The 22,344-nt window shown below is 61.9% G+C and carries 32 protein-coding genes; 27 read left to right on the top strand and 5 right to left on the bottom strand.

The features are described from left to right. From BLS50_RS02855 to BLS50_RS02845, 3 genes are read left to right on the top strand one after another with little or no spacing between them, the layout of a single operon-like run. A complete protein-coding gene (locus BLS50_RS02855) occupies nt 1-531 on the top strand; it encodes a phage tail protein (RefSeq protein WP_074800637.1) in 531 nt (176 codons plus the stop codon). Beyond that, nucleotides 521-1,045 carry a hypothetical protein gene (locus BLS50_RS02850; protein WP_074800634.1) on the top strand — a complete coding sequence of 175 codons (525 nt, stop codon included), beginning with the start codon at nt 521-523 and terminating at the stop codon, nt 1,043-1,045. The genes BLS50_RS02855 and BLS50_RS02850 overlap by 11 nt, the downstream gene beginning before the upstream one ends. A 3-nt stretch (nt 1,046-1,048) precedes the next feature. Further along, entirely contained in the window at nt 1,049-1,729 is a 681-nt protein-coding gene (locus tag BLS50_RS02845; protein WP_074800631.1) for a phage baseplate assembly protein V, read from the top strand. A gap of 17 nt (nt 1,730-1,746) precedes the next feature. Here the strand turns inward: BLS50_RS02845 and BLS50_RS02840 are convergent, their stop codons facing one another. After that, nucleotides 1,747-2,193: a hypothetical protein gene (locus tag BLS50_RS02840; RefSeq protein ID WP_074800629.1), complete on the bottom strand. Its 447-nt coding sequence runs from the start codon at nt 2,191-2,193 to the stop codon at nt 1,747-1,749. 16 nt (nt 2,194-2,209) lie between these two features. Here BLS50_RS02840 and BLS50_RS02835 point away from each other — a divergent pair, with 16 nt between their 5' ends. The 9 genes from BLS50_RS02835 (at nt 2,210) to BLS50_RS02795 (ending at nt 9,205) form a co-directional block, all read left to right on the top strand. Continuing rightward, on the top strand, nt 2,210-2,500 hold the full coding sequence (locus BLS50_RS02835) for a hypothetical protein (RefSeq protein WP_256333922.1): 291 nt from the start codon (nt 2,210-2,212) through the stop codon (nt 2,498-2,500). Further along, the gene (locus BLS50_RS02830; protein ID WP_074800623.1) at nt 2,500-2,835 is read left to right on the top strand and encodes a GPW/gp25 family protein; all 336 of its coding nucleotides are present in this window, start codon (nt 2,500-2,502) and stop codon (nt 2,833-2,835) included. The genes BLS50_RS02835 and BLS50_RS02830 overlap by 1 nt, the downstream gene beginning before the upstream one ends. Then, nucleotides 2,832-3,728, top strand: a complete 897-nt coding sequence (locus tag BLS50_RS02825; protein WP_074800620.1) for a baseplate assembly protein — start codon at nt 2,832-2,834, stop codon at nt 3,726-3,728. Before BLS50_RS02830 ends, BLS50_RS02825 begins: the two co-directional genes overlap by 4 nt. Continuing rightward, on the top strand, nt 3,718-4,296 hold the full coding sequence (locus BLS50_RS02820; RefSeq protein ID WP_074800617.1) for a phage tail protein I: 579 nt from the start codon (nt 3,718-3,720) through the stop codon (nt 4,294-4,296). The genes BLS50_RS02825 and BLS50_RS02820 overlap by 11 nt, the downstream gene beginning before the upstream one ends. Then, a complete protein-coding gene (locus BLS50_RS02815; RefSeq protein WP_074800614.1) occupies nt 4,284-6,260 on the top strand; it encodes a phage tail protein in 1,977 nt (658 codons plus the stop codon). Before BLS50_RS02820 ends, BLS50_RS02815 begins: the two co-directional genes overlap by 13 nt. A 15-nt stretch (nt 6,261-6,275) precedes the next feature. Then, entirely contained in the window at nt 6,276-7,028 is a 753-nt protein-coding gene (locus tag BLS50_RS02810) for a tail fiber assembly protein (protein ID WP_074800611.1), read from the top strand. Nucleotides 7,029-7,111: 83 nt separating this feature from the next. Beyond that, on the top strand, nt 7,112-8,281 hold the full coding sequence (locus BLS50_RS02805; protein WP_074800609.1) for a phage tail sheath subtilisin-like domain-containing protein: 1,170 nt from the start codon (nt 7,112-7,114) through the stop codon (nt 8,279-8,281). Between the two features lie 10 nt (nt 8,282-8,291). After that, on the top strand, nt 8,292-8,795 hold the full coding sequence (locus BLS50_RS02800; RefSeq protein WP_074800606.1) for a phage major tail tube protein: 504 nt from the start codon (nt 8,292-8,294) through the stop codon (nt 8,793-8,795). A 107-nt stretch (nt 8,796-8,902) separates the two neighbouring features. Next, nucleotides 8,903-9,205, top strand: coding sequence for a phage tail assembly protein (locus BLS50_RS02795; protein ID WP_074800603.1), 303 nt, complete (start codon nt 8,903-8,905; stop codon nt 9,203-9,205). 314 nt (nt 9,206-9,519) lie between these two features. Here BLS50_RS02795 and BLS50_RS36250 read toward each other — a convergent pair whose 3' ends face one another. Then, the gene (locus BLS50_RS36250) at nt 9,520-9,939 is read right to left on the bottom strand and encodes a hypothetical protein (RefSeq protein WP_256333921.1); all 420 of its coding nucleotides are present in this window, start codon (nt 9,937-9,939) and stop codon (nt 9,520-9,522) included. On the opposite strand from BLS50_RS36250, the gene BLS50_RS02790 reads away from it, so the two are divergent. The 10 genes from BLS50_RS02790 to BLS50_RS02745 all read left to right on the top strand — a co-directional run bounded on the left by BLS50_RS02790 (nt 9,880) and on the right by BLS50_RS02745 (nt 17,282). Next, nucleotides 9,880-11,736, top strand: a complete 1,857-nt coding sequence (locus tag BLS50_RS02790) for a phage tail tape measure protein (protein WP_256333920.1) — start codon at nt 9,880-9,882, stop codon at nt 11,734-11,736. The two genes, BLS50_RS36250 and BLS50_RS02790, sit on opposite strands and share 60 nt — an antisense overlap. A gap of 10 nt (nt 11,737-11,746) precedes the next feature. Further along, entirely contained in the window at nt 11,747-12,625 is an 879-nt protein-coding gene (locus BLS50_RS02785) for a phage tail protein (RefSeq protein WP_053525768.1), read from the top strand. Next, entirely contained in the window at nt 12,600-12,806 is a 207-nt protein-coding gene (locus tag BLS50_RS02780; protein ID WP_059463521.1) for a tail protein X, read from the top strand. Before BLS50_RS02785 ends, BLS50_RS02780 begins: the two co-directional genes overlap by 26 nt. Before the next feature lie 9 nt (nt 12,807-12,815). Continuing rightward, on the top strand, nt 12,816-13,865 hold the full coding sequence (locus BLS50_RS02775; RefSeq protein WP_074800597.1) for a phage late control D family protein: 1,050 nt from the start codon (nt 12,816-12,818) through the stop codon (nt 13,863-13,865). A 76-nt stretch (nt 13,866-13,941) separates the two neighbouring features. Next, on the top strand, nt 13,942-14,226 hold the full coding sequence (locus BLS50_RS02770; protein ID WP_023475464.1) for a phage holin family protein: 285 nt from the start codon (nt 13,942-13,944) through the stop codon (nt 14,224-14,226). A gap of 2 nt (nt 14,227-14,228) precedes the next feature. Next, complete coding sequence (locus BLS50_RS02765) at nt 14,229-14,723, top strand: glycoside hydrolase family 24 protein (protein ID WP_074800594.1); 495 nt, start codon at nt 14,229-14,231, stop codon at nt 14,721-14,723. Next, nucleotides 14,720-15,214, top strand: a complete 495-nt coding sequence (locus BLS50_RS02760) for a DUF2514 family protein (RefSeq protein WP_074800591.1) — start codon at nt 14,720-14,722, stop codon at nt 15,212-15,214. Before BLS50_RS02765 ends, BLS50_RS02760 begins: the two co-directional genes overlap by 4 nt. 170 nt (nt 15,215-15,384) lie before the next feature. After that, nucleotides 15,385-16,173 (top strand): DNA adenine methylase, encoded by a 789-nt coding sequence (locus BLS50_RS02755; protein WP_059463517.1) that lies wholly within the window; start codon nt 15,385-15,387, stop codon nt 16,171-16,173. Nucleotides 16,174-16,346: 173 nt separating this feature from the next. Beyond that, nucleotides 16,347-16,778: a PAAR domain-containing protein gene (locus BLS50_RS36510; RefSeq protein WP_074800589.1), complete on the top strand. Its 432-nt coding sequence runs from the start codon at nt 16,347-16,349 to the stop codon at nt 16,776-16,778. A 6-nt stretch (nt 16,779-16,784) separates the two neighbouring features. Continuing rightward, the gene (locus BLS50_RS02745) at nt 16,785-17,282 is read left to right on the top strand and encodes a DUF4123 domain-containing protein (RefSeq protein ID WP_074800586.1); all 498 of its coding nucleotides are present in this window, start codon (nt 16,785-16,787) and stop codon (nt 17,280-17,282) included. Here the strand turns inward: BLS50_RS02745 and BLS50_RS35835 are convergent. Continuing rightward, the gene (locus BLS50_RS35835) at nt 17,257-17,568 is read right to left on the bottom strand and encodes a hypothetical protein (protein WP_176934165.1); all 312 of its coding nucleotides are present in this window, start codon (nt 17,566-17,568) and stop codon (nt 17,257-17,259) included. The two genes, BLS50_RS02745 and BLS50_RS35835, sit on opposite strands and share 26 nt — an antisense overlap. Nucleotides 17,569-17,629: 61 nt before the next feature. On the opposite strand from BLS50_RS35835, the gene BLS50_RS02735 reads away from it, so the two are divergent. Then, nucleotides 17,630-18,241, top strand: a complete 612-nt coding sequence (locus BLS50_RS02735) for a restriction endonuclease fold toxin 5 domain-containing protein (protein ID WP_074800580.1) — start codon at nt 17,630-17,632, stop codon at nt 18,239-18,241. A gap of 12 nt (nt 18,242-18,253) precedes the next feature. After that, nucleotides 18,254-18,970, top strand: a complete 717-nt coding sequence (locus BLS50_RS36245) for an Imm52 family immunity protein (protein ID WP_074800577.1) — start codon at nt 18,254-18,256, stop codon at nt 18,968-18,970. A 30-nt stretch (nt 18,971-19,000) separates the two neighbouring features. Here the strand turns inward: BLS50_RS36245 and BLS50_RS02725 are convergent, their stop codons facing one another. Further along, complete coding sequence (locus BLS50_RS02725; RefSeq protein WP_074800574.1) at nt 19,001-19,627, bottom strand: hypothetical protein; 627 nt, start codon at nt 19,625-19,627, stop codon at nt 19,001-19,003. 142 nt (nt 19,628-19,769) lie between these two features. Between BLS50_RS02725 and BLS50_RS02720 the strand changes: the two genes are divergently transcribed. Together BLS50_RS02720 and BLS50_RS02715 are read left to right on the top strand one after the other, a co-directional pair. Then, complete coding sequence (locus tag BLS50_RS02720) at nt 19,770-20,099, top strand: hypothetical protein (RefSeq protein ID WP_143028318.1); 330 nt, start codon at nt 19,770-19,772, stop codon at nt 20,097-20,099. A gap of 39 nt (nt 20,100-20,138) precedes the next feature. Further along, nucleotides 20,139-20,828 (top strand): SOS response-associated peptidase family protein, encoded by a 690-nt coding sequence (locus BLS50_RS02715; protein WP_074800568.1) that lies wholly within the window; start codon nt 20,139-20,141, stop codon nt 20,826-20,828. A gap of 130 nt (nt 20,829-20,958) precedes the next feature. On the opposite strand, the gene BLS50_RS35110 is transcribed toward BLS50_RS02715, so the two are convergent. Continuing rightward, nucleotides 20,959-21,525 carry a hypothetical protein gene (locus BLS50_RS35110; RefSeq protein ID WP_143028317.1) on the bottom strand — a complete coding sequence of 189 codons (567 nt, stop codon included), beginning with the start codon at nt 21,523-21,525 and terminating at the stop codon, nt 20,959-20,961. A gap of 390 nt (nt 21,526-21,915) precedes the next feature. Here BLS50_RS35110 and BLS50_RS02710 point away from each other — a divergent pair, with 390 nt between their 5' ends. Then, nucleotides 21,916-22,182, top strand: a complete 267-nt coding sequence (locus tag BLS50_RS02710; protein WP_143028316.1) for a hypothetical protein — start codon at nt 21,916-21,918, stop codon at nt 22,180-22,182. The last annotated feature ends 162 nt before the right edge of the window (nt 22,183-22,344 follow it).

Here is a 22,344-nt window from a genome sequence, read left to right as displayed (position 1 = left end):
ATGGATCTGCTCAAGGTCGAGATCGACGTGAAGGGGGCGCTCGAAGCGCTCGCGGGCCTGCCGCCTGCATCAATGCAGGCGGCATGGCGGCGGACGCTGCGCAAGACGGGCGCGTGGATACGCAGCCAGACGGCGAAAGAGGTCAGTGGCGCGACCGGCATTCAACAGAAGCTGCTGCGGCAGCGGATGTACTTCTTCATGCGTTCGCTCGATACGGGCAAGGTGTGGCTCGGGCTGAACCCGATCGAGGCGCATCGGCTCGGTACGGTACGCCGAACGAAGAAGGGGATGCGCGCCGGTAAATCGCTGTTCGAGGGCGCGTGGCGCAAGACCAAGTCGCAGCCGGACGGCGCAATCTACCGACGCACCGGGAAGGCGCGAACGCCGTTCGAGGTGGTGACGGTCGAGTGGGCGCAGACGGGCGATCCGGCGTTTCGACGGGCTGCACGTGCGTGCGAGGCGCGGCTGATGACGGTCCTGCGGCAAGAGGTCAACTATGAACTGCAAAAGGCGATGAACCGTGCTCGCTAACCTGAAACAACTGCACGACGGCATCGAGGCGGGACTGCGCGACCGGCTGCCGGATCTCGAACGCATCCATGCGTACCCGAAGATAGGCAAGTCGATCGACACGCCGTTTATCGCGATCGAGCTTGCGGAGCTGGAGCCGGGGCACGACGACGGAACGGGCCGGGTGCCGCTGATCGCCCGCATGCAGGCCCGCGTGATCGTCGACCCGCTGGTGGAGGATGCCGAAGTCCAGGTGCGCGAGCTGTCCGCGCGCGTGCTGCAAACGGTGCATGGGGCAACGTGGGGATTGCCCATGACGCCCGGCAAACAGATTGGGTCGGCCGGTGAAGATCCGTTTCGACCCGAACTGGATACGTATCTCGTTTGGCTCGTCGAGTGGGTGCACGAATTCGACCTGGGCGATGCGTACGAGCCGCCAACGAAGGGGCGCGCGGTGGTGTGGGGTGTCGATCCTGAGACGGGGCCGGGGCACGAAGGCCGTTACTGGAATCCGGCGGAACAGGGAGCGGGGTGACGTGTGAGCGATTTCGAGCTTGGCGAGATGGATCGCCGTATGGCGTGCCTGACGCAATCCGCGGTCGTCGAGGAGATTACATACGACCCGCCACGCGTGAAAGTCCGTGTCGGCGATTGGGTGAGCGACTGGCTCAAATGGCAGGCCGGTGCTGCCGGCAAGGTTCGGCATTGGCGTCCGCCGTCTGTCGACGAAGAGGTCGCGCTGTGGGCACCGTCCGGCGATCTCGCGGGTGCATTCGTCGCGCCCGGCTACTACACGGAGCAGCACGGCGGGGCCGGTCGATCTAGTCCTGACGAGACCGCGACCGACTTCCCGGACGGCGCATTCGAGCAGTACAACCATGCCAGCCATGAATACGTGCTGTCGGTGCCGGCCGGTGGTCGGATCGTGTTCCGCATCGGTGACACGGAGTTCGAGCTGAAGGCGGACGGAGCAACGCTGCGCAGCGCGAAGCTGTTGGCCGATGTTCCTGACTCGACGTTCACAGGCAACACAACGACCGAGCAACTGCTGACGTTCAACGGCGGCATGCAGGGTAAGCCGGACAACGACGGCGGTGTAGCGATGAAGATCGCGGGCGGTGCTGAATACACCGACGACGTCGTCGCGGCTGGCAAGTCGGTGAGCAAGCACACCCACCGCGAACAGGGAGATGGTGAACTTGTGAGTTCGCCGATATAGCAATTGGTCGCCGCAGACTATTTCGTGAGTGCCTGGAATGCCAGTGATGCGCCCATTGAGAGGGCCATGGAAACACCTTTCTTGACTGCGTCGGCTGCGCCACTCTTTACATTGGAGGCGAGATACTCGCCCAGAGATTTGTCCTGTGTCAGTGATGTTGGCGTTGCCTTAAGCACTTCAAGCCCCTTTGACGATAAAGCGGCGTATCGCCCTGGGCGTCCACGACCGTTGTCGAGCATGTGAATGTAGCCTGCTGAGTAAAGCCATTCGACCGTGTCGTAAAAGAACTGTACCTCTGCTTCGTTCTTATGGACGATTTGGCCAAGGCCGCCCGCTCCGGGAACAACTTCACTATCTTCGATTCCGAATTCTCGCGGGACGAGGCTGGTCTTTACCGGGAACTGTTGATACAGGTACGCAAAGATACGTGCAACGAGATTGTCAAACTTCTCAATGTTTTCCATTTCTTCCAGGTGACGCGTGTCGCTGAAATTGAAGCGCAATGTTACCTGTCATTTTGAAAGTACAGCCCCGCCATCGAGCGGGGCTTTCTTTTTGGGAGATTCGCCGATGTCGAAAGGTGCACAGCAAAGCGGGGCGGCGGCTCCCGTGACATTCATCGATACCGAATTCCGCAGCCGCGTGATCGTGTTTCCGGACGGCTCGCACGTTGCCGTGCTGGCTGGCAGAACGGAAGTGACGGAGCCGGAGCACATCGCATATCTCGATTCGCGCGAGTGCTTCAAGCGCATTCCGACGAAGGCGCAGTGATGGTCGTGCTGGTCGGTATGTGTCGCCGCACGGGCCGACTGATCGGCGGAGTCGATCATCTGGTGCAAAGCGTTGCGGACATTCTGAGCACGCGCAAGGGCACTCGTCGCCAGCGGCCTGATTACGGCTCGGATCTTCCTGCGATGGTCGACCTGCCGATCACGCGCGGTTGGATATCGGCGGCACAGGCCGAAGCCGCGCGTGCAATCGGACGGTGGGAGCCGCGTATCGCGCTGGACAGCGTGAAGGCACTGTCTGTCGTGGACGGCAAAGTAACTTTTCGGATCGCCGGGCAGTACAACGGCGACGATGTTGTATTCGAGGTGACGATATGACAGTGATCGATCTATCGGCGCTTGATCCGCCGGATCTCGTCGAAACGCTCGACTTCGAAGAGCTGTACCAACGCAAGCTGGAGCACTTCAAACGCATTTACCCGGATTGGACGGCAGCACTCGAATCCGACCCGGTCGTCAAGGTACTGGAGCTGGCTGCGTACGACGAAGTCCAGTATCGGGCGCGAGTCAATGATGCAGGCCGTGCCGTCCTTCTGGCTTATGCAACTGGGGCGGATCTCGAACACCTCGCGGCGCTCTGGAACCTGAAGAAAGAGATTGTCGATCCCGGCGATCCGGAAGCGCACCCGCCGATTCCGGTCACGTACGAGCGCGACGAGCGGTTGCGACTTCGCACCCAGATGGGGATCGAGCGCGCGTCGACGGCCGGGCCGTCAGGCTCGTATCGATCGCTCGCGATGGACGCGTCAGCGGATGTCGCGGACGTACGTGTCGACCGTCCCGAGCCGGGTGTCGTGCGCGTGGTCGTGAAGTCGTATTCGAACGACGGCATCGCAAGTGCTGCGCTGCTCGACACAGTGCGCCGCGCGCTCACGCCTGAGGATCGCCGGCCGCTTAACGACACACTGCTCGTCGTGCCGGCGCGGCCGGTCAATTACGCGATCGTCGCCGATGTCTATATTGGGCGCGGTCCTGATCCCGGCGTCGTACTCGCGGCGCGACGGGCGGATCTCGACATCGCGGTTGCTGCGGGAGAGGGCTTGCGTGTTGGCATGCCGAGATCTGCGGTTACCGGGGCACTGCATCCGAAGGAGTCGGGCGTCGTGCGAGTGGACCTGAAATCTCCTGCGGCCGATGTCGTGTGCGCGATCGACGAGTTCGCGCGATGCACATCGATCGTGCTCAATCCGAAGGTGAGCGATGGCGACTGAAGCACTCCTGCCGACGAATCAGACGAGTCTGGAGGCGGCGCTCGCGCAAGTAATGCGGCCGACTGTCGATCCGAACGTGATTCGCACCCTTTGGGACGCCGACCGCTGTCCCGCTGCATTTCTGCCGTGGCTTGCTTGGTCGCTGGCGGTGGACGGGTGGGAACTGGCGGAATCGGAGGATGCAAGACGCGCACTCATCAAGTCGTCGCTCGCGATCTACCAGAAGAAGGGTACGCCGTGGGCGATTCGCGAGATCGTACGACGGCTCGGCTTCGGCGAGATCGACATTCAGGAGGGGCGGCAGGTCAAGCGCCGCGACGGCTCGGTTAAACGCGACGGCCGGTATCTGCATGGTGGTTCGACGGCATGGGCCGAATACATCGTGAAGCTGCGGCGACCTGTGACGCGAGATCAGGGCGAAAACCTGAAGCGAGCGATCGAGCGCTACGCACCGGCTCGAAGCTGGCTCGCGTGGCTCGACTTTTCTGAGGTCGCGATCCGACACAACGGTGTCGCGACGCGCAATGGTCAATTTACGCGAGGAGTGATCGGTACATGGCCAATCTGAAAGAAGAAAGTAAGTGGGAAGAAGGTGTCTATCAGTTCGAGACATCGGACCCCGTGCAAGGCGGTCCTGATGGGATCGACAACGTGCCGACAAAGCAACTTGCGAATCGCACGCGGCACCTTAAAGATCGGGCGGATGGCAACGACAAGCGGGTCGGCGATGTCAGTGCTCAGGTCGACGCGCTTGGCAAGCGAGTCGATTCGCTCGGGACCGACAAGCTGCCGATTGCTGGCGGCACGATGAAGGGCATGTTGCGGGGGAAGGCCGGCGCGATCACGCCCAACAACGTTAATAACGCCGGGTTTGGCTTCGATGGCGATCCGGATACCGGAATGTTCTCGCCGGCAGACGGTCATCTACAGCTCGGCGCGAACGGCGTGCCGTACGTGGTTATGCTCGGCAACAATCTGACGCTGAATCCCGGTGGCTTCCTGTTGTTCAACGCGGGTGGAGCCGAGCGCGGTCGATTTACACCGGCCGGTCGATTGCTGCTCGGGACGACCGATGACAACGGTCGGGACGGGATGCAGGTCGCCTATCGTGCGTCGTTCGCAAGCGGTGTTCGTTCGACCGGGATGGACCTGGACGGAACCATTGGGGGCCAGTATCGAGCCGTGGGGGCGACCTATGGCGTCATGCTGCGCAACGATGACCGGGATTCCTATCTGCTGCAAACGAAGAAGGGTGACCCCCTTGGACCGTGGAACGATTATCGACCAATCTCGTGGAATCTGGAGACCGGAGTGTTGCGGCTCGACGGTACCGGTTTGGGGACGGTTATCGGCGGGACGGTCGATATAGCTGGGGACTTGAAGGTAAAGCCAGCGGGGGGCGAAGGGAAAGCTTTCCTTGGTTCGGGCGACGGCTACTTTTACGGGAATGCAGAGGCGGCCGGGTGGTATTCGCCGACAAAGGGCGCGTTTCAGTATTTCTTCAGTAACCGAACTTTACGTATCGACGGCCAGCCAGTGTGGCACTCGGGCAATCTGACACCACTGGACTTGAACAACGGCGGGACGCTCAAAGGTGCGCTATTCCTTGCTACCGGTGCCCGGATCTATCTGTCGGAGGGCACGCCTCAGAATCCTTCGCTGACATTCGACAAGGACGGTGCGCCAGATACCGGTCTGTACCACATCGCCGACGGTGAGTTTGGCGTGACGTGCAACGGACTGGTCAACGTACGATTCACGGCCAACAAGGGCACGATCTTCGATCGCGCGGTTCAGGTTCCGACGCCAGCTGCTGGCGACCGATCGAACAACGCGGCGTCGACGGCGTACGTCGTCGATGCGATTGCGTCGGCGTCGATCGGTCAGATCATCTTCGAAGTGCGATCGAGTGTCCGAGCTGGATGCCTGAAGCTGGACGGCACCCTGCTGAATCGAGCCGATTACCCGCAGCTTTGGGCGTACGCGCAGGCGAGCGGAGCGCTCGCGACGGAGAAGGATTGGGCCGCTGGTTGGTGGGGGTGCTTCTCTACCGGTGACGGAGCAACGACGTTCCGCATTCCCGAGTTTCGCGGCGAAGGCATCCGGTGTGCCGACGGTGGGCGCGGTGTGGACGCCGGTCGCGGTGTTGGCTCTTGGCAGGATAGCCAAAACCGATCGCACGCACACGGCGCATCGGCCGCCGCCGTGGGTGACCACTCACACAGCGCGTGGACCGATGTGAGGGGCTATCACGGACACGGCGTGAACGATCCGGGGCACGACCACGGAATCCCGATTGCGTCGGGAGGTGGATACATCGGCGAAATCAACCTGAACGGCGGTAGCCGTGCCGAAAAACGGACTGTCGGCAGCGGCACCGGCATCTCGATCAACGGCGACGGCGCGCATGAGCACGGTGTCGGCATCGGCGGTGCCGGTGGACATTCGCACGCGGTCAGCATCGCGGCCGACGGTGGTGCGGAAGCGCGCATGCGCAACGTCGCGGTGCTTGCCATGATCCGCGCATATTAATTCGTGAGGTAAAGCATGCTTTGCAATCAGTACGACAGTTTGACCGGGCAGTACATCGTGAGCTTTCTGGCCGATGTCGACCCGATGAATTCCACTCGCTATCTGGTTCCCGCGTTCTGCACGCTCGAACCGCTGCCCGAGCGTGCGCCGCGCACCTGGCCGTTCTGGCGTGACGGCAAATGGGAGATGCTGCCCGACTATCGCGGTGTACGTCTCTATCGCACGGAATCCGGCCTGCCGGCGGAAATTACCGTGGCGGGGGTCAAGCCTGACGATGCGGGCCTGACCGAGGAGCCCCGCCCGTCGGACACGCATGTATGGCGGGATGGGACGTGGGTCGTCGACGAAAAGATCGTCGCAGACCGGGCGCGCGAGTCGGCGATGAATGACTTTTTTACGCGGCTGGAAAAGGCTCGTCAGCAGAATCGCGGCAAGTCGGATGCACGGATGACGGGGCGGCTGTCGGATCTCGAACAAGCAACGTTCGACGCATGGGCCGACTATCAGGTCGCACTGGTGAATGTCGTGGAATCGCCGACATTCCCGACGCAGATCGCGTGGCCGGCTGAACCCGATCCGGATGCCATTCTCGCGAAGGTGCAGGCCGAGCGGGCGGAGAAAGCGGCTCGCGAAGCCGACGAAGCTGCGAAGAGCGAAGCGGAAGCGAAGCAGGCCGAGGCAGATCGCGCGGCAGCAGAGGCTGCGACGCCGACTCATGTCGATGACGCTGAACCGCTGCCCGAGTCGGGCGAGACCGCCAAAAAGTAACTTTGCCGACGCCACTCGTCCGGGTGGCGTCGTTTCGTTTCAAGCCGCTCCGATGAGCGGCTTTTTTATTTCCGGAGATCCGCATGGCAGCGACTTCCTTTTTCCACGGCATCACGACGACCATCGTCGACAGCGGCCCGCGCACAATCGCGGTGCCGTCGTCGTCGGTCGTTGGTATGGCCGACACCTACACGCCCGGTCCCGATCTGGCGCAGCCGAACGTCCCCGTCCAACTGACCAGCTACGGCGAGGCGGTTCGTGCGTTTGGCGAAAACAGCGCGATCGCGCGGGCCGCCCGCGCGATCTACGCGCAGAGCAGCGCGGTTGTGATTGCGGTTGGCGTGCCGGCAGCGGCGGACGTGGCGCAGCTCACGTCGGCGATCATCGGTGGTGTCTCGGCCGGTGGCGCACGCACGGGCATGCAGGCGCTGCTCGACGCGAAGTCGCGTTTCAACGCACAACCGCGTCTGCTGATCGCACCTGGGCACACGTCCAAGCAGCCGGTCGCGACGGCCGCCGACTCGCTCGCTGGCAAGCTGCGCGCCGTGGCCGTGATCGACGGCCCGGCCGTCGACGACGAGGCGGCGATCACATACGCGAAGAATTTCGGCAGCAAGCGCCTGTACATGGTCGATCCCGGCGCGAAGGCATGGGACAACGCGACGAATGGCGAGATCGCGCTCCCGGCGTCGACGTACGCGGCGGGGCTCTTTTGTCAGACCGACGCGAAGATCGGCTTCTGGGCGTCGCCGTCGAACAAGGAGATCGTCGAAATCACGGGCACGAGCCGGCCGATCGAATACCTCGACGGCGACGAGACGTGTCGCGCGAACCTGCTCAACAACGCGAACATCACGACGATCATTCGCGACGGCGGTTATCGCCTCTGGGGGAACCGCACGCTGTCGGCCGATCCGAAGTGGAAGTTCGTCACGCGCGTACGCACGCTCGACATCGTCATGGATGCCGTGCAGGCCGGACACAAGTGGGCGGTCGATCGCGGCATCACGGCGACGTACGTCAGCGACGTGACCGAAGGGCTGCACGCGTTCATGCGCGATCTGAAGCGTCAGGGTGCAGTGATCAACTTCGAGGTCTATCCGGACCCGCTGCTGAACACGGCGAGCCAGCTCGAAGACGGCAAGGTGTACTGGAACATCCGATTCACGGACGTCCCGCCGGCCGAAAACCCGATTTTCCGCTTCGAGGTCACGAACCAGTGGCTGACCGAAGTGCTGGATAACCAGATCTAAGGGAGGAACGATGATTCCGGAAACTCTGTACAACTGCACCGCGCATGTCGATGGCCGCGGATACGCAGGTCGCGCAACGAGCGTGACGCCGCCGAAGCTGAAGATCAAGACGGACGACTTTCGCGCTGGCGGGATGGACGCGACGGTCAAGGTCGATCAGGGCATGGAAGCGCTCGACGCATCGTTCGCGATGTCGACGATGGAATACGAAGTGCTGCGCTTCTTCGGGCTGGTCGATCAGGGCGCATTCAACGCCGTCTTTCGTGCAGTCTTCATGGACCGTAACGGCAAGACGAAGAACGTCGCAGCGTATATGCGCGGGATGTTGCATGAAATCGATCCGGGCGACTGGAAGCCGGGCGACAAGTACGAGGCGAAATTCTCGGTGTCGTGCGACTACTACAAGCTGGAGATCGCTGGCCAGATCGTGCACGAGATCGACATCTTCGCGTGCAAGCGCGTGATCAACGGCGTCGACCAGCTCGCCGAGGTCCGTAAGGGTCTCGGCATGTAATTGCCACGTCGATGTCACTCGACGTCATTCGTACGTCATGCAGCAAAGCTACTTTATTCAATCAATGGCGAGCCGACGGCTCGCCATTTTTCATTTCAGGAATCGCAATGGAAAAGGTCACGGTCTCGCTCACTTATCCGATCAAACTCAATGGCGTCGAGTGCGACAAATTCACGATGCGCCGGCCGAAGGTGCGCGACATGCGCGGTGCGCAGAAGCTCGCGCCGAACGATGCCGAGCAACAGGAACTGATCCTGTTCGCCAATCTCGCCGACGTTTCGCCCGATGACATCGAAGAGATGGACATGGCCGATTACGAGCGCGTGCAGGACGCGTACTACTCCTTTCGATCCGTACGCGAAGCTGGACCGAAAGACGCTCAAGGCGCTGGCGAATCGGCTGGTGCGTGAATACGGCATGTCGCCGACATCGATCGACGAGATGACGGTTGACGACATGCTCTGGTGGCTGACGGATTGAGGGGGCCGGGATGGCGAAAGACTTAGCGCTTGGCATCGTGATCGGCGGGGCGGTCTCGGCGACGTTCGGGAAGGCGATCACCGACACGTCGTCGAAGATCGACGCGATGAAGAAGCGGGCGAACGACTCGCGGCTCTGGCAGCGCCAGATCGGCGAGACGATGCGCCTGCAGGACGAGTTCCGCCGGTTGCATTTGGCGGGCGACAGCGCGGCGGACGGCATCCGTCGCAAGCTCGACAGCAATCTAAAATCGCTGCGAGACGCCGGCATCGAGGTCGGCCGGCTCGATCGCGCGTATGCGCAGCTCGGGCGAACCGCTCGGGGGCTGGATCTGAAGGTGGCCGGCCGCGAGCGGCTGGCGGCCGGGCAAGAGGCCGGTCGCGGCGTGATCGGCGATGCGATGAAGCTGACGGCGGCCGTCGCGGTGCCGGCGACGATCTCGGCGAACTATCAGGCGATCATTCGCGACATCGCGATCAAGGCCGGCATCGCGCGCACGCAGCACGAAGCCGCGATGGGGACGCGGATCAGGCGTGACGCCGGGGCGAACGGTATCGGCCGCAACGAGCTGGCCGACGCCGTCAACCAGATGGTCGCGGGCGGCATGGATCTGGATCGCGCGCTCAATTTCGCGCCGCTGGTTGCGAAGTTTTCGATCGGCCAAGGGGCGACGACGGTCGAGACCGCGAAGATGATCCAGGCGCTGCAGCAGAACGCGGAGATCGTCGACCCGAAGCAGATGTCGAAGGCGCTCGAAGCGATCGCGTATCTCGGCAAGGAAGGGTCGTTCGAGTCCGTCGACATGGCGCGGTGGTTCCCGGTGCTGCTCGCCGAAATGAAGAAGATCGGCATCACGGGGCAGGACTCGGTGACGCAGCTCGGGGCGATGCTCCAGGTGCAGATGAAGACCGCCGGCAGCTCGGACGAAGCCGCGAACAACCTGAAGAACTGGTTTTCGAAGATCGGATCGGGTGAGACCGAACGCAACTATGCGAAGGCCGGCGTCGACTATCAGGCAAAGATGCGCGAGGCGATCGGCAAGGGCTGGTCGACGTTGGAAGCGTCGTTCGTGCTCGCCCGCGCGTACATCGAGCGGGTCGATCCCGCCAAGGCGAAGCAACTCGCGGCTGCGGCGAAGCAGTTTAATTCCGAGATGGACCCCGCCAAGCGTCAGACGCAGATGGCCGCGTTCGCCGAGACGATGAAGACCGGCGACCTGTTCAACGACATGCAGGTCAAGGCGGCACTGACGGCGTACATGCAGAACGCCGAGCTGTATTCGAACCTGAAGCGCAACGCGCAGCAGGCGAGCGGCGAGATCCAGAAGGATCTGGAAGCGCGTCGGGAGACGTCGAAACAGATCTGGAGCGAGGTCGGGCAGCGATGGGACGACGCGATGCGCAGCATTGGCGACGCGTTGCGGCCGATCACGGATCGCGTCGGCGAAGCGGCGAAAGGGGCCGGCAGCGGTATCCAGTCGGCAGCAGACAGCGCCCCGAAGGCGACGGCCGCTGTCGTCGGCATCGCCGGCACGGTGCTCGCGGTGCGCGGAGCAAAGGCACTTTGGAGTATCGGTCGCGGCATGTTCGACATCGCGCGCGGCACGCTGTTGGCGCGTGGTGGTCGAGGGACTGCGGGGCGTGCACGTGGTGCAGGTGCTGCGGGTGGTGCTGTCGGGCGCGCACTGGATGCGATCGGCGGGGTTGCCGGTGCCGCTAGTGGCGTGCAGCGCGTGTTTGTCGTGAACATGCCCGGTGGGGGCGGCGATGCGGTCGGGCTTGGCGATGTGATGGGCGGTGGGCGTGCCGGTCGAGCCGCGCGTCGTGCGGCAGCTCGGGCGGGACGGCTCGGGAGGATCGGGCGGGTCGTCAACGCGGGACGTGCACTCTTCGGTCGGGTTGCGCCGTGGGCAGGGAAGCTGGCCGTCGCGGGGACCGTGCTGAAGTTTGGCTTGGCGGCTCGCGAAGCGTACGCCGTCGCGTCGAGCACCGATACGAACGAGCGGGAGGCGAGCCGTTTCGCCGGCATCGCCGGCAGTCTCGCGGGTGGCGTGATCGGCGCGAAGGTCGGGGCGGCGATCGGATCGCTCGGCGGACCGATCGGAACGGCCGTCGTCGGCGTGCTTGGCGGGGCTGTCGGGACGTTCGTCGGCGACAAGGCATTGAGCGCCATCGCGAGCAAGTTTCTGAGCCGGAAACCGGACGAGACGCCCGCGAACGCCGAAGCGGTTGCCAAGGCAGCGAAGGCTGCTGAGAGTCCGGCGGCAGACGCCCGCTTCGGGCCGCGCATCGACCAGAAGAACACGTTCGCGCCGGTCTTCCACGTGAAGATCGATGCGAGCGATGCCGACATGGCGAACAAGTTCCTCGCGCAGGTCAGTCCGCTGTTGACGCGGGCGCTGGACGAGCATCAACGCAAGGCGAACAGTCGAACGGCAATGTTCGACGCGCCGCATATGTAAGGGAGGCGTTATGGATGTGATTCGACAAATCACGGGGGCCGCGACGCAGGCAGGCATCGCGACCGAGCGCGTGCGTCAGATGGTTCGCATATTCGATCGGAACCGTGCGGCAAGCATGGCGACGGTCGACGTGCTGCAGCGTCTCGCGACCGGCAATCTCAGCAGCGCGGCTGAACTGCTGACGGGTGCGACGAGCGCGCTGTCGGTGGCGTCGGATCTCTTTCCGCAGGTCGGCGCGGTCATGCGCAGCTTCAATGCGACGCAGGCGTCGATCGGCTCGATTCTGAAGGCCGTCGACGGATCGAATTTCCCCCTTGTGCGGGCTGCCGCTGACAGCGTCAAGTCGGCATTGGGCGGGGCATGGAATCAGTTCAACGCGGCGGTCGGCCTGAAAGACACGGCGGTGATGGATCTGATCAAGTCGACGGGCGTCGGCTCGATGCTGTCCGGTCTGGTCGACGGGGCGTCGTCGAGCACGCCGCACCTGATGACGATGACGACGGATGCCGGCGACGCGTTCCACTTCAACCTGTCGACGGCCGCTCACGACAAGCTGCGACGCGCGACGCGGTATCGCGTCGCGTCTCAGGAGCGCCTGAATCGTCAGGAGGCGCTTCAGCCGGTCAGTGAAGGGGGCGAGACGATCACGCTGTCGGGCGTCGTCTTCCCGTCGCTCGGAGCCGGCACGAAGCAGATCAGCCGGCTGCGTGCGATCGGCGGCCGGATGAAGCCCGTGCAGCTCACGACGGGCGACGGCGAAGTACTCGGCCGCTGGCTGTTGCAGGCGATCGAGGAGGAACAGGACGCGCTGCTCGCGGACGGCATGCCGCGCAAACAAACTTTCTCGGTGGAGTTCGGCCGCTATGGCGAAGACTTTAAGAACGTCTGACGGCGACGTGCTCGATACGCTCTGCTACCGGTACTACGGAACGCTGCAGGGCACCGTTGAGGCCGTCTACGACGCGAATCCGGGGCTGGCGAATCGACCGCAGCCGTTTCCGTCTGGTGTCGAGATAGTGATGCCGGATCTCGATGCGCCGCGCGTCGAGTCGGTCCAGCTCTGGACATAGCGAGGGGCGATGGAAGCGATTTTTCAGATTGTCGCGAACGGCTCGGACGTGACGAAGGTGATTCAGGATCGCGTGCTCGAGATCCGGGCGATCGACAAACCCGGTCTAGACGCCGACGAGTGCACGATCACGCTCGACGATCGTGATGGCCGCATCGAATTCCCGCCGAAGGGCGCGACGTTGAAGGTGTCGATCGGATGGGAAGGTATGGGGCTGTCGATGCTCGGCGAGTACGCCGTCGACGAGGTCGGGCTACGCGGCCCGCCGGCCAGTGTCGTGATCCGGGGGAAGCCCGCGAACATGCGCGCGACGTCGAAGACGCAGCGGTACGGGAGCTGGTCGAACGCGAAGCTGGCCGACATCGTCGGCGACGTCGCGCGTCGTAACAAGTGGTCGGCCGCGTGCGACGTCGACGTCGTCGTGCCGCGCATCGACCAGTTCGGCGAGAGCGATCTGCACTTCATCACGCGAGTGGCTCGGCAGTACGGTGCGACGGCGACGGTCAAGGCCGGCAAGCTGATCGTCCTGCCGCGCGGCGGCGGCAAGAGCGCGAGCGGCAAGCCGCTGCCGATCGTCACGCTCACGCCGGGCGACCTGCTCGATTACGACATCAATTTCCCGGATCGCGCGAGCTTCGCGGCCGTGCGCACGAAGGTGCATGACCGCAAGACGGGGAAGAAGATCGACCTGACGATCCCGAATCCGGACGCCCCGCCAGGTGCGTCCGCGGTGCATACCGAACGCCATGCGTTTGCCAGCCCGGAAGCGGCGAAGGCCGGCGCGACGTCGCGCATGGCGACGCTCAACCGGCACACGTCGACGAGCCGGCTGACGATGCGCGGCCGCGCTGATCTGTCGGCCGAAAAGACGATCACGCTGCAGGGATTCAAGAAGGGCGTGGACGGCGAGTTTCTGATCGAGTCGGTCGAGCACACATTCGCGTCACGCGGGTGGATCACGGTCGTTACATTGAATGGAGGGAACAAGGGGAAAGCGAAGGTCGGGCACGGGAAGAAGAAGGGCAAGAAGATCGATCTGGTGGTGCCGGCGCCGAAGTAACGCCGCGCACTGTTATTTGAAGGCCGCTCACGGGACAACCGGAGCGGCCTTTCTTTTTATCGGGCAAGGGGAACCGATGCAAGACCATGAAAAGACGATTCTGGAGCTGATCATCATGGGCGGTTTGATTGGCATCGCCAAGGTGTTGGTGGGTAACGAACATTTGACGCTCCGGCTCGTTGCTGGCCGTGCCGTATTGGGATCAGCGACGTCGATGGTGGCGGGGCTCGCGCTGCTGCAGATCCCGGATCTGCCGCCGATCGCGCTACTCGGGCTCGGTAGTGCGCTCGGCATTGTCGGGTCGCAGTACCTCGAAGTGCTGCTGCGGCGGCACGCGAAGCGTGTGTTTGGGGAGAAGTAACGATGGCGCGAATCAGTGTTGCCGCCGCAGGCGGAAAGAACCGTGTGGCGTTTCTCGACACAGTTGCGGTCAGCGAGATCGGCGCGGCGTTGCTGGCGAAGTCGGACGACGGCTACAACGTGCTGGTCGGATCGACGGCATCGCGTCCGCTGCTGTTCTCCAGCTACGCGTCGCATCCGAATGTGCTCAACCGGCAGATCCGTGTGCCGTCGACGGCGGCCGGCCGCTATCAGATCCTCACGCGCTGGTGGCGGATTTATCAGGCACAGATGAAGCTGCCCGACTTCGGGCCGGTGTCGCAGGACCGGTACGCGTTGCAGCAACTGCGCGAGCACGGTGCATTGCCGTTGATCGACGCCGGACGGTTTCGTGAAGCGATCGCCAAGGTGTCGAACGTATGGGCCAGTTTGCCGGGGGCCGGCTACGGTCAGCATGAGAACGACATCGAGCATTTGCTGGCCGCGTATCGCGCGGCCGGCGGGGAGGTGGTCGCATGACATGGATCGATCCGCGTATCTGGCTGCTCGTCGTTGCCGGCGTCATTGCCGGCTCGGCCTGCGGTTACTTCAAGGGACACCGTGATGCTGATCAATCCGCGAAGGTCGCGGATCAGGCGAGGCAGATCGATGACCTTCGGAACGAACGAAACGAGATTCGCCGCCGGCTGGCGGCACAAGAGGGGATCGCAACCGATGCTGCAAAGAAACGTGATCAGGCGGTCGCTGATGCCGCTACTGCCGATGCTGCTGCTGACGGCCTGCGCAAGCAGGTCGCAGTGCTCGTTGCCGACGTCCGGCGTGCCAGCGCTTCGGCCGGAAGCCCGGCAGCCGGCGACGCCCTCGATCTGCTTGCCGACGTGTTCGGCCGGTCTGACGAGCGCGCGGGAGAGCTGGCGAAGATCGCTGACGAGCGGGGCATCGCCGGCCAGCAGTGCGAGCGCAGTTATGACGCGTTGATCGGCGACGCGCAATCCAATCTGCCGCAGTAGCGCGGCGATCGAGGCCGGGCGGCCTCGAAAGAAACAGGGCGACCGAGGAGCGTGCAGGAACACGCTTCCCGGTCGCTTTTCCACTGTCTACGCCAGTGAATCGGCCAAGGCCCTGCTACCTACCGGTAGGCGGGCCGGATTCTACACCAAGTTTTAAAACGGCTTTCACAATGGCAAATCCCATCATTCCTTGGATCGGCGGCAAGCGCCGTCTTGCAGACCATCTCATCCCGCGCTTCCCGGCGCACGACTGCTATGTCGAAGTGTTCGCGGGCGGGGCCGCACTGTACTTTCTTCGACCGCCGGCCAAGGTCGAGGTCGTCAACGACGTGAACGGCGAACTGATCAATCTGTATCGCGTAGTGCAGCATCACCTGGAAGAGTTCGTGCGTCAGTTCAAGTGGGCGTTGACGAGCCGGCAGGTGTTCGAGTGGCTGAAGCAGACGATCCCGGAAACCCTCACCGATATCCAGCGTGCGGCCCGGTTCTATTACCTGCAGAAAAGTTGCTTTGGGGCGAAGCTGGAAGGGCAGACGTTCGGGACTGCGACAACGACGCCGCCGGGTCTGAACCTGTTGCGTATTGAGGAGGAGCTGTCTGCAGCGCACCTGCGGCTTGCGAACACGTTCATCGAGCGGCTGGATTGGGCTGCCTGTATTGATCGATACGATCGCCCGCATACGCTGTTCTACCTGGACCCACCGTATTACGAGACGGAGGGGTATGGCGTGGCGTTTCCATTCGGCGAGTACGAGAAGATGGCGCAACGCCTGCGGTCGATCAAAGGGCGCGCGATCGTGAGCCTCAATGACCATCCCGACATTCGGCGCGTGTTCGACGGCTTCCACATCGAGACCGTGCCGATTCAATACACGGTTGGCGGTGGGAGAGGCGTCGAGCGGAACGAGCTGATCATTTTCAGTTGGGACGACGCGGCGCAGCCGGTCGGTCTGTTCTAGCGGACGGCTCGGCCGCAGGTCCGTTCCTATGGCGTACCCCGCAATTCTGAGGGGTTGTTTGGCGGGAGGCGCATTGGCTAAATGTCACATTTGGTCAAGTCGCCTTCCGACTCTCGACAACCGGCTGTTGCTCGGGTAATAGTCGGATCATTAGAAACCGAGAGGGCCTGCGTGTGAAGCGGAACTATCTCCGTGTCGGAGATCATTCGACCAGCGGCGGGGTGGTCGTCGACAGCATTCCGACTATGAGTTGCCAAGGGGTTGGACTTACCTACGTTGGAGCCAAAGTAACTTGTCCGGCGTGCAAGCGTGTCGGCGTCATCGTTGCAGACGGGCCGCGTTGGCCGGGCAATTTGATGGGGCACCAAGCTGCGCTGGAGGGCGATAAGGTCGCATGCGGGTGCAGTCCGCTCCCGACCATGATCGCATCGCAGTCTGAGATGTTTCAGTCCTTCGAGTCGGATGCACTCGTCAAAATGGGCTTCTCTGCGACAGGAGGTCCGGTCGCGCTGGAACTCGCTGCCCCGAAGCCATCCGAGGGATTCTGTCTTTCGTGCATGGTTGCTGCTGCCAAGAACGCGGCGGCGATGATCGTTCGCGGGTGAGCAGTGATGGGCATTCACGATATCTATTCGGCAGTGCAGGAGCGGGCGAGCCTTCCGGTTCGTCTGTTTGCGCTTGTGGATGGTCTGTTGTATTCCGAGCTGGTCGGTTCCGAGCCGCGCAGGGCGCGCGATTCGGCAATGGCGTTGCTTGATGCAACTCCGGACGCCTCGCTCGCGGATGCCGGCCCTTGGCTATTCGACTTCGCGGCTGTCGATGGTGATTGCCGGCGCGGGCTCGGGAAGTTGGCGCAGAGCGAATATGGGGTGAACTGGATCATCAGCGCGTACGGGCCGAACCAGCTCGCGGCCGAGCTTCGGGAGAGATTGGACGGTACGCTTCCGGACGGTCGATCGGTGATGCTTCGCTACTACGATGCGCGCGTGATGCGCCATTTCGCGCCGGCACTCAGCTCGACCGAGCTGACGATATTCTTTTTCCCGACGTTCGATTGGCTGATAGAGATCGACGGACAGCTCTTCAGGGCGCACCCTTATGCCGCTTAATCTCACCCCGGCGCACCTGTCGGCACTCGCTGAAGGTGAAGCGCGCAATTTCGTCGACGGCGTGCGGCGCGATCTGATCAAGGCCGACCCCACCCTCGGGCAGGACATCGACCTTCACCATCGTCTCTGGGATGCGTATCGAGCAGCGCGGACGCTCGGCATCCAACAAAGCGATCACCTCGTCCAGTTCCTCAAAATCGAGGCGTATTCGCCGAGCTTCTACGACAAGCCTGCAACGTGGGCTTGGCTGACGAAGCCCGGTCGCGACGCTGACGAGCGCTTCCAAGTCTACGTCCAAGAGATCACTTGGCGATCCCAACATCCCGACAGCTTGAAAGGAGTCCCGCATGGCGGCACCGTTAATCCCCCTAGTGACAGCCGCAGCGGCGGAAGCGGGGCCGGCATTGTCGGCTATTGGAAGCGTATTACTGGGGGGCGCGGCAGTAGCGGGGATAGGTAGCCTTCGTGGTGACGTTAGCAAGATGGACGAGCAGGCGAAGGCAAAAACGGAATCGCGGACAATGTCCGACTCCACTGCGCCCTGCAAGAAATGCCCGCCCGAACAGACCGGCAAACTTGTGCGTAGCCGACACGGCGCCAACTGGCCTGCTTATCGATATCAGGCGCGAGTAACCGGCTTCGCGTTCGATGCGGAGAGCTGCCTGTGGAGCGACGAGTGGGAGTGGCTTGGGATCGATTTTGACGGATTCAAGCCACAAGAGTGTTTGCTGCAGGAAGCGAAGGGGAACTACGACCAGTTTCTTGATGGATCTATTCCGAAGTCCGAACAGTTCTTCAAGGGCTTTCGCCACATGCGCGATCAGGCGATCAAGCGTGCGTTGAGGGTCAAGGCGAACCCACCAACGCGGCTACGGTACTATTTCCAAGGACCGCTGACCTATAAGCGAATGGCGGTATGGTTCAAGACCATGTCGATTGAGTCGGAGTATTTTCCGTAACTTCCTACCATCATGAAAATTGATTCTTTCATCAAGGCCGGCGGGATCGAGGTGTTCGCATTCGCGCAAACACTTGCGAAGGTCGGCGCAATTGTTGATGTAATGGCGGCCGCGGCTCCGGATCTGACGCGTCCGAAGTGGCGTATGCAGGGCGATACGCTCGAAGAGGCGCAGGCTGGCGAGGTGTATGCGGCCGATGGCCAGCCTAGTAGCGCGGCGGTAACGGCGCTGGAGAATGAATACCGAGGCGAGGAAACGTCGTCGCTCGGGATATGGGACGGTAGCACGGACGATTCCATTGGCGCATCGATCGAGGTCTTCGCGTGCGGTGGGCACTTCCCTGACACGGTCTCGCTCGGCGCTCGCGGGGCGTTCATCGAGCACAAAGATACTGTGGCGAGTATTGTGGTCAAGACCGCACAGGAGTTTTTGCCGGCCGTGATCTCGGCCGCGCCGGACGGTTATTCGGAGAAGCAGGCGTTTCAGGATCGTCCCGGTGTCGGATGGATGATCTATCTGCCGGTGGATCTGACCGTGCAACAGATCCCTGAAGCGCAGGAGATCATTTCCGTGTTGTCTGCAGATGGGAAGAGGCGGCTCGGGACGATCCTTGTCAGCATCAAGGATGAGGTGTTCTCGGCCGACAATGAGGAGCACCTGGCCGTGGCACACAATATCGAGGCGCGACTGATTTCGATGGATCTCCTCCCGCTTCTTGCCGAGATTTGAACGCTGCCGATGCCGGACGTAATGCCGGCTTCAGTCGAAGCGAGCGCTGTCGATCATCCGGCGGAGCTGGTCGAGCGCGAACGAATCCGGATAGCCGTTCTTCTTCAACTCCAGCTCGGCCGCGCAGACCATTTTTTCCATGAGCCGCAGTGTTCGGCGGACATGCACAACTTCCAGCACGAAACGCTGTTCGAGAGTCGGCAGCTTGTTTTTCTTGAACGGGGTTGCGCTCCACGCGTCGCGTAGCTCGGCCCATGTCAGCCGCTGAAACTCCGGCAACTTGGTGGCCTTATCGGAACCGGGGTCTGGCTCGCCGGGCGTGTCGTACAGTCTGCGCTTCATCTCTTCGCGTGCCCGCCACTCGTCAGAGAACGGCGCGACCGGCGCACGTGGGTTGCCTATTCGGCCAGCCCGCGTAATCTCTTTGTCGATCTTGTTCGACAAGCGTCGCAGCGGGGCCGCGTATTTCAACGTGTCCGCTTGCTCCAGGTACGCGATCATGCGTTTGGCATCGTCCGTGAGCGAATCCATTTCCCTCAGCGTAATCCGCAGGTGCAGCACCTCCAGAATAAGGCGATGAACCTCGGCGTAGGTGCACGTGTTCCACCATTTCGACAGCTCGTCGAAGCGCGGCGGACTAAATGGGGGCAATATCATGATGCGGGGATAACACTGTATGGATATACAGTTTATCTTGTGCCAAGATGGTGCCGTCAAGTCCCAAAAATAGGGATCGAGGAGCGGCGCAGTAAGATCTGAAGAGGGAAGCCACCGGACGGAGGGTGATATGTTGCGACCCATGACAGCCGTGCAATCGGCATTCGTCGACATGTGTATTGCAGATGCCAAATACCATATCCTAAGCCTCATGGAAGTCACGGTCATAGGGTACGAAGCGCGGAGCTGCAACGATCTCGGAGGGAATATCGTCGTGGGGAAATATGGCTTCTGCGAGCATCAGGTGACGCTCGGCCGAGAATTGTTCCCCGACGCGCCGGGCCAGCCCGAAGGCTCCGGGTTCGATGACGTCTATTACGACATCATTTGCACCGCGCTGGACGATTGGCTCAGCGGCCCCGTTATACCGCTGGACCAGATTCAATCGCCTCCACCGCTGGGCTATGACTAGCCGGACACTGACATCTCGAATGAAGAGGGGACGTGACGCGTGTGCACTAACTACAAAGCGCCAGACGAAGATCCGGGCATCAACGAGCTGAAGATCGGCATCGGCGACTTGTTTCGCCGCGAACCGTGGGATGTCGATGTCTGGCCCGACTATCGGGCGCCGGTCATCCTTCCGGACGGTGACGGTTCACTCGTCGAGATTGGGGTGTTTGGCTTCTGGCCAAAGTTCATACAGCCAGACAGAGTCGACGACAAGGGCAAGAAGTTGAAGAAGTTCGATACCGTCAACGCGCGAGGTGAAGACGTCGCAGAGAAGCGCCTGTATAAGCGCGCGTGGCACGACGGCCAGCGCTGCCTCATCCCTGCCCGATATGTCGTGGAGCCGTCATACCCGCATGCGACGTCGACAGCCGGTGGCGGATGGGATCGCGGGTCGTGCGTTTGGCAGCGGATCGGCGTTGCCGACTGGCAGGCATACTGCGTGGCGGGAATTTGGCGACGCTATCAGGGCGACGATGGCCGCGTGCTAATCGGTATGACCATGCTTACGCTCAATGCGGATGAACACCCGCTATTCCGCCGTATGCACCGGCCTGACGATGAGAAGCGGGGTGTTGTGATCCTGCGCCCGGCCGACTATGACGAGTGGCTACATACGAAGAATGTCGAAGCCGCGCGCACGCTGCTGCAGCTCTATCCGGCTGACGAAATGGTTGCCGGACCAAAGTAGCTTTGCTGCGCTCAGGCACACATAAGCCTGCTATGAGCGGACTTATGTGTGTGCGGCAGATTCTGGATAGAGGCCCTGCTAGAGTCGCCTTGCGGTGATGTGGCGACGCCTCTGTGCGACTGGATCGAGTTCAGTCTTCTTTTCGGGCCTGTCGCGTTAAGGGGGCAGCAATAGCAGCGAGATAAAGCATATGAGTATCGTCGCCATCTAGCGGGTCGCCGTAGTAGACCTTTTCAGCGATGTCTAGGATGTCTGATACAGCGCCGTACTGTTGACCCGCTTCAGACAAATATTGGACTTGTTTTGCCTCATCGTCGGCGATTCGCTGTGCCGCTCGTGGCACCGGCGTATCCGCCAGCGATTCCCTTATGCCAAGTTGCAGGTGGGGGAGCATCTTTGCCGACTCTTGCGAATGCCCGGTATTCGGGACCGCAATTTCCATTAGAACATTGAGCGCTTGACGGAACCACTCGGTTTCGGTTCCCGTCGGCAACGCGTGGACGTGTTCCAAGTACGTCACGGCGTCTGCAATGACGTCGTCGGACTCACGCTGTCGTCGAACAAAATCTTCGTGCTCGCGTGCTAATTCCTCGAAGCGCTCGGCAAGGGTTTCGACAACGTCGTTCGACTCAGCGCCATTTCTCCAAAGAACTGTACGGGCGAGCGAAAGGCATGCGTGTTTTAGCTTGGTTGTCATGGTGTTGGCGTGGCTCCGGGCGCAGCTTTTGAATTTTGGTCTTGTCAGCTAATGTGCAGGTACTGCTACATCATTGGAGTGACGGGTGCAGGTGCTGCGGTGGGTTGCATGCTCATGTGACCGGGAAAAGTTGCTTTGGCCGCCTGAGTTTACCAGCGGGCCGGACGCGTCTGCGCGAAGTTCGCCGTTTGGCCAGGTGCAGGGGGAATCGGCAGCGACCAGGGGCCTGTCCTGCCTCGCGGGTGTAGCGCTGCGGGCACAACCCGCCACATAGTGCTAACCCCGACACGCCAGTTGCCGTCGACAGTCTAGATTGTGACTGTACGGGTTCGTTGATCGAACATCGGACGTTCTGTCCATTTCCTCGATATGTCGACCGGAGACCGCTACGTGAACGAATCGACCTACCGTCTCATTTTCGGCGTCGTCGTGAGCGCTTACGGCACGGCGATATTCGCAATCATGGCATTTCGTCCAGAGCGAATATTGGCCTTCTATTGCAGATCAAGGGCCTGGCGATGGTGGTACAAATTCTGGCTCAACATGTCTGCAGAAGACATTATGTCAGCCAAAATGGTTCGACGAACCAGACTCCAGGGGGGGATTGGGCTGGCGTTCTTTGCAGTCGTTATCTTGGGCGCCTTGTTCCAGTTGTAGAGCAGGCGCTCGCCTACTAGCGAATTCATGAGCGCTCTTTTGGGATTGGGCGAACATCTCTAAGGGGTAACCGCCGATCCGGAAAGGCGTGAGCGTAGGTCAGGGCGTAGGTTTGCGCGTGGAGCCTTGTCAAATAAGACGCAGGTACTGCTGCATCATCGG

The sequence above is a fragment of the Burkholderia orbicola genome, from assembly GCF_900100915.1.
GTDB classification, from domain to species: Bacteria; Pseudomonadota; Gammaproteobacteria; order Burkholderiales; family Burkholderiaceae; genus Burkholderia; species Burkholderia orbicola.
The sequence above is the reverse complement of the archived record's forward strand: the minus strand, read 5'-3'. Positions and strand labels throughout refer to the sequence as shown.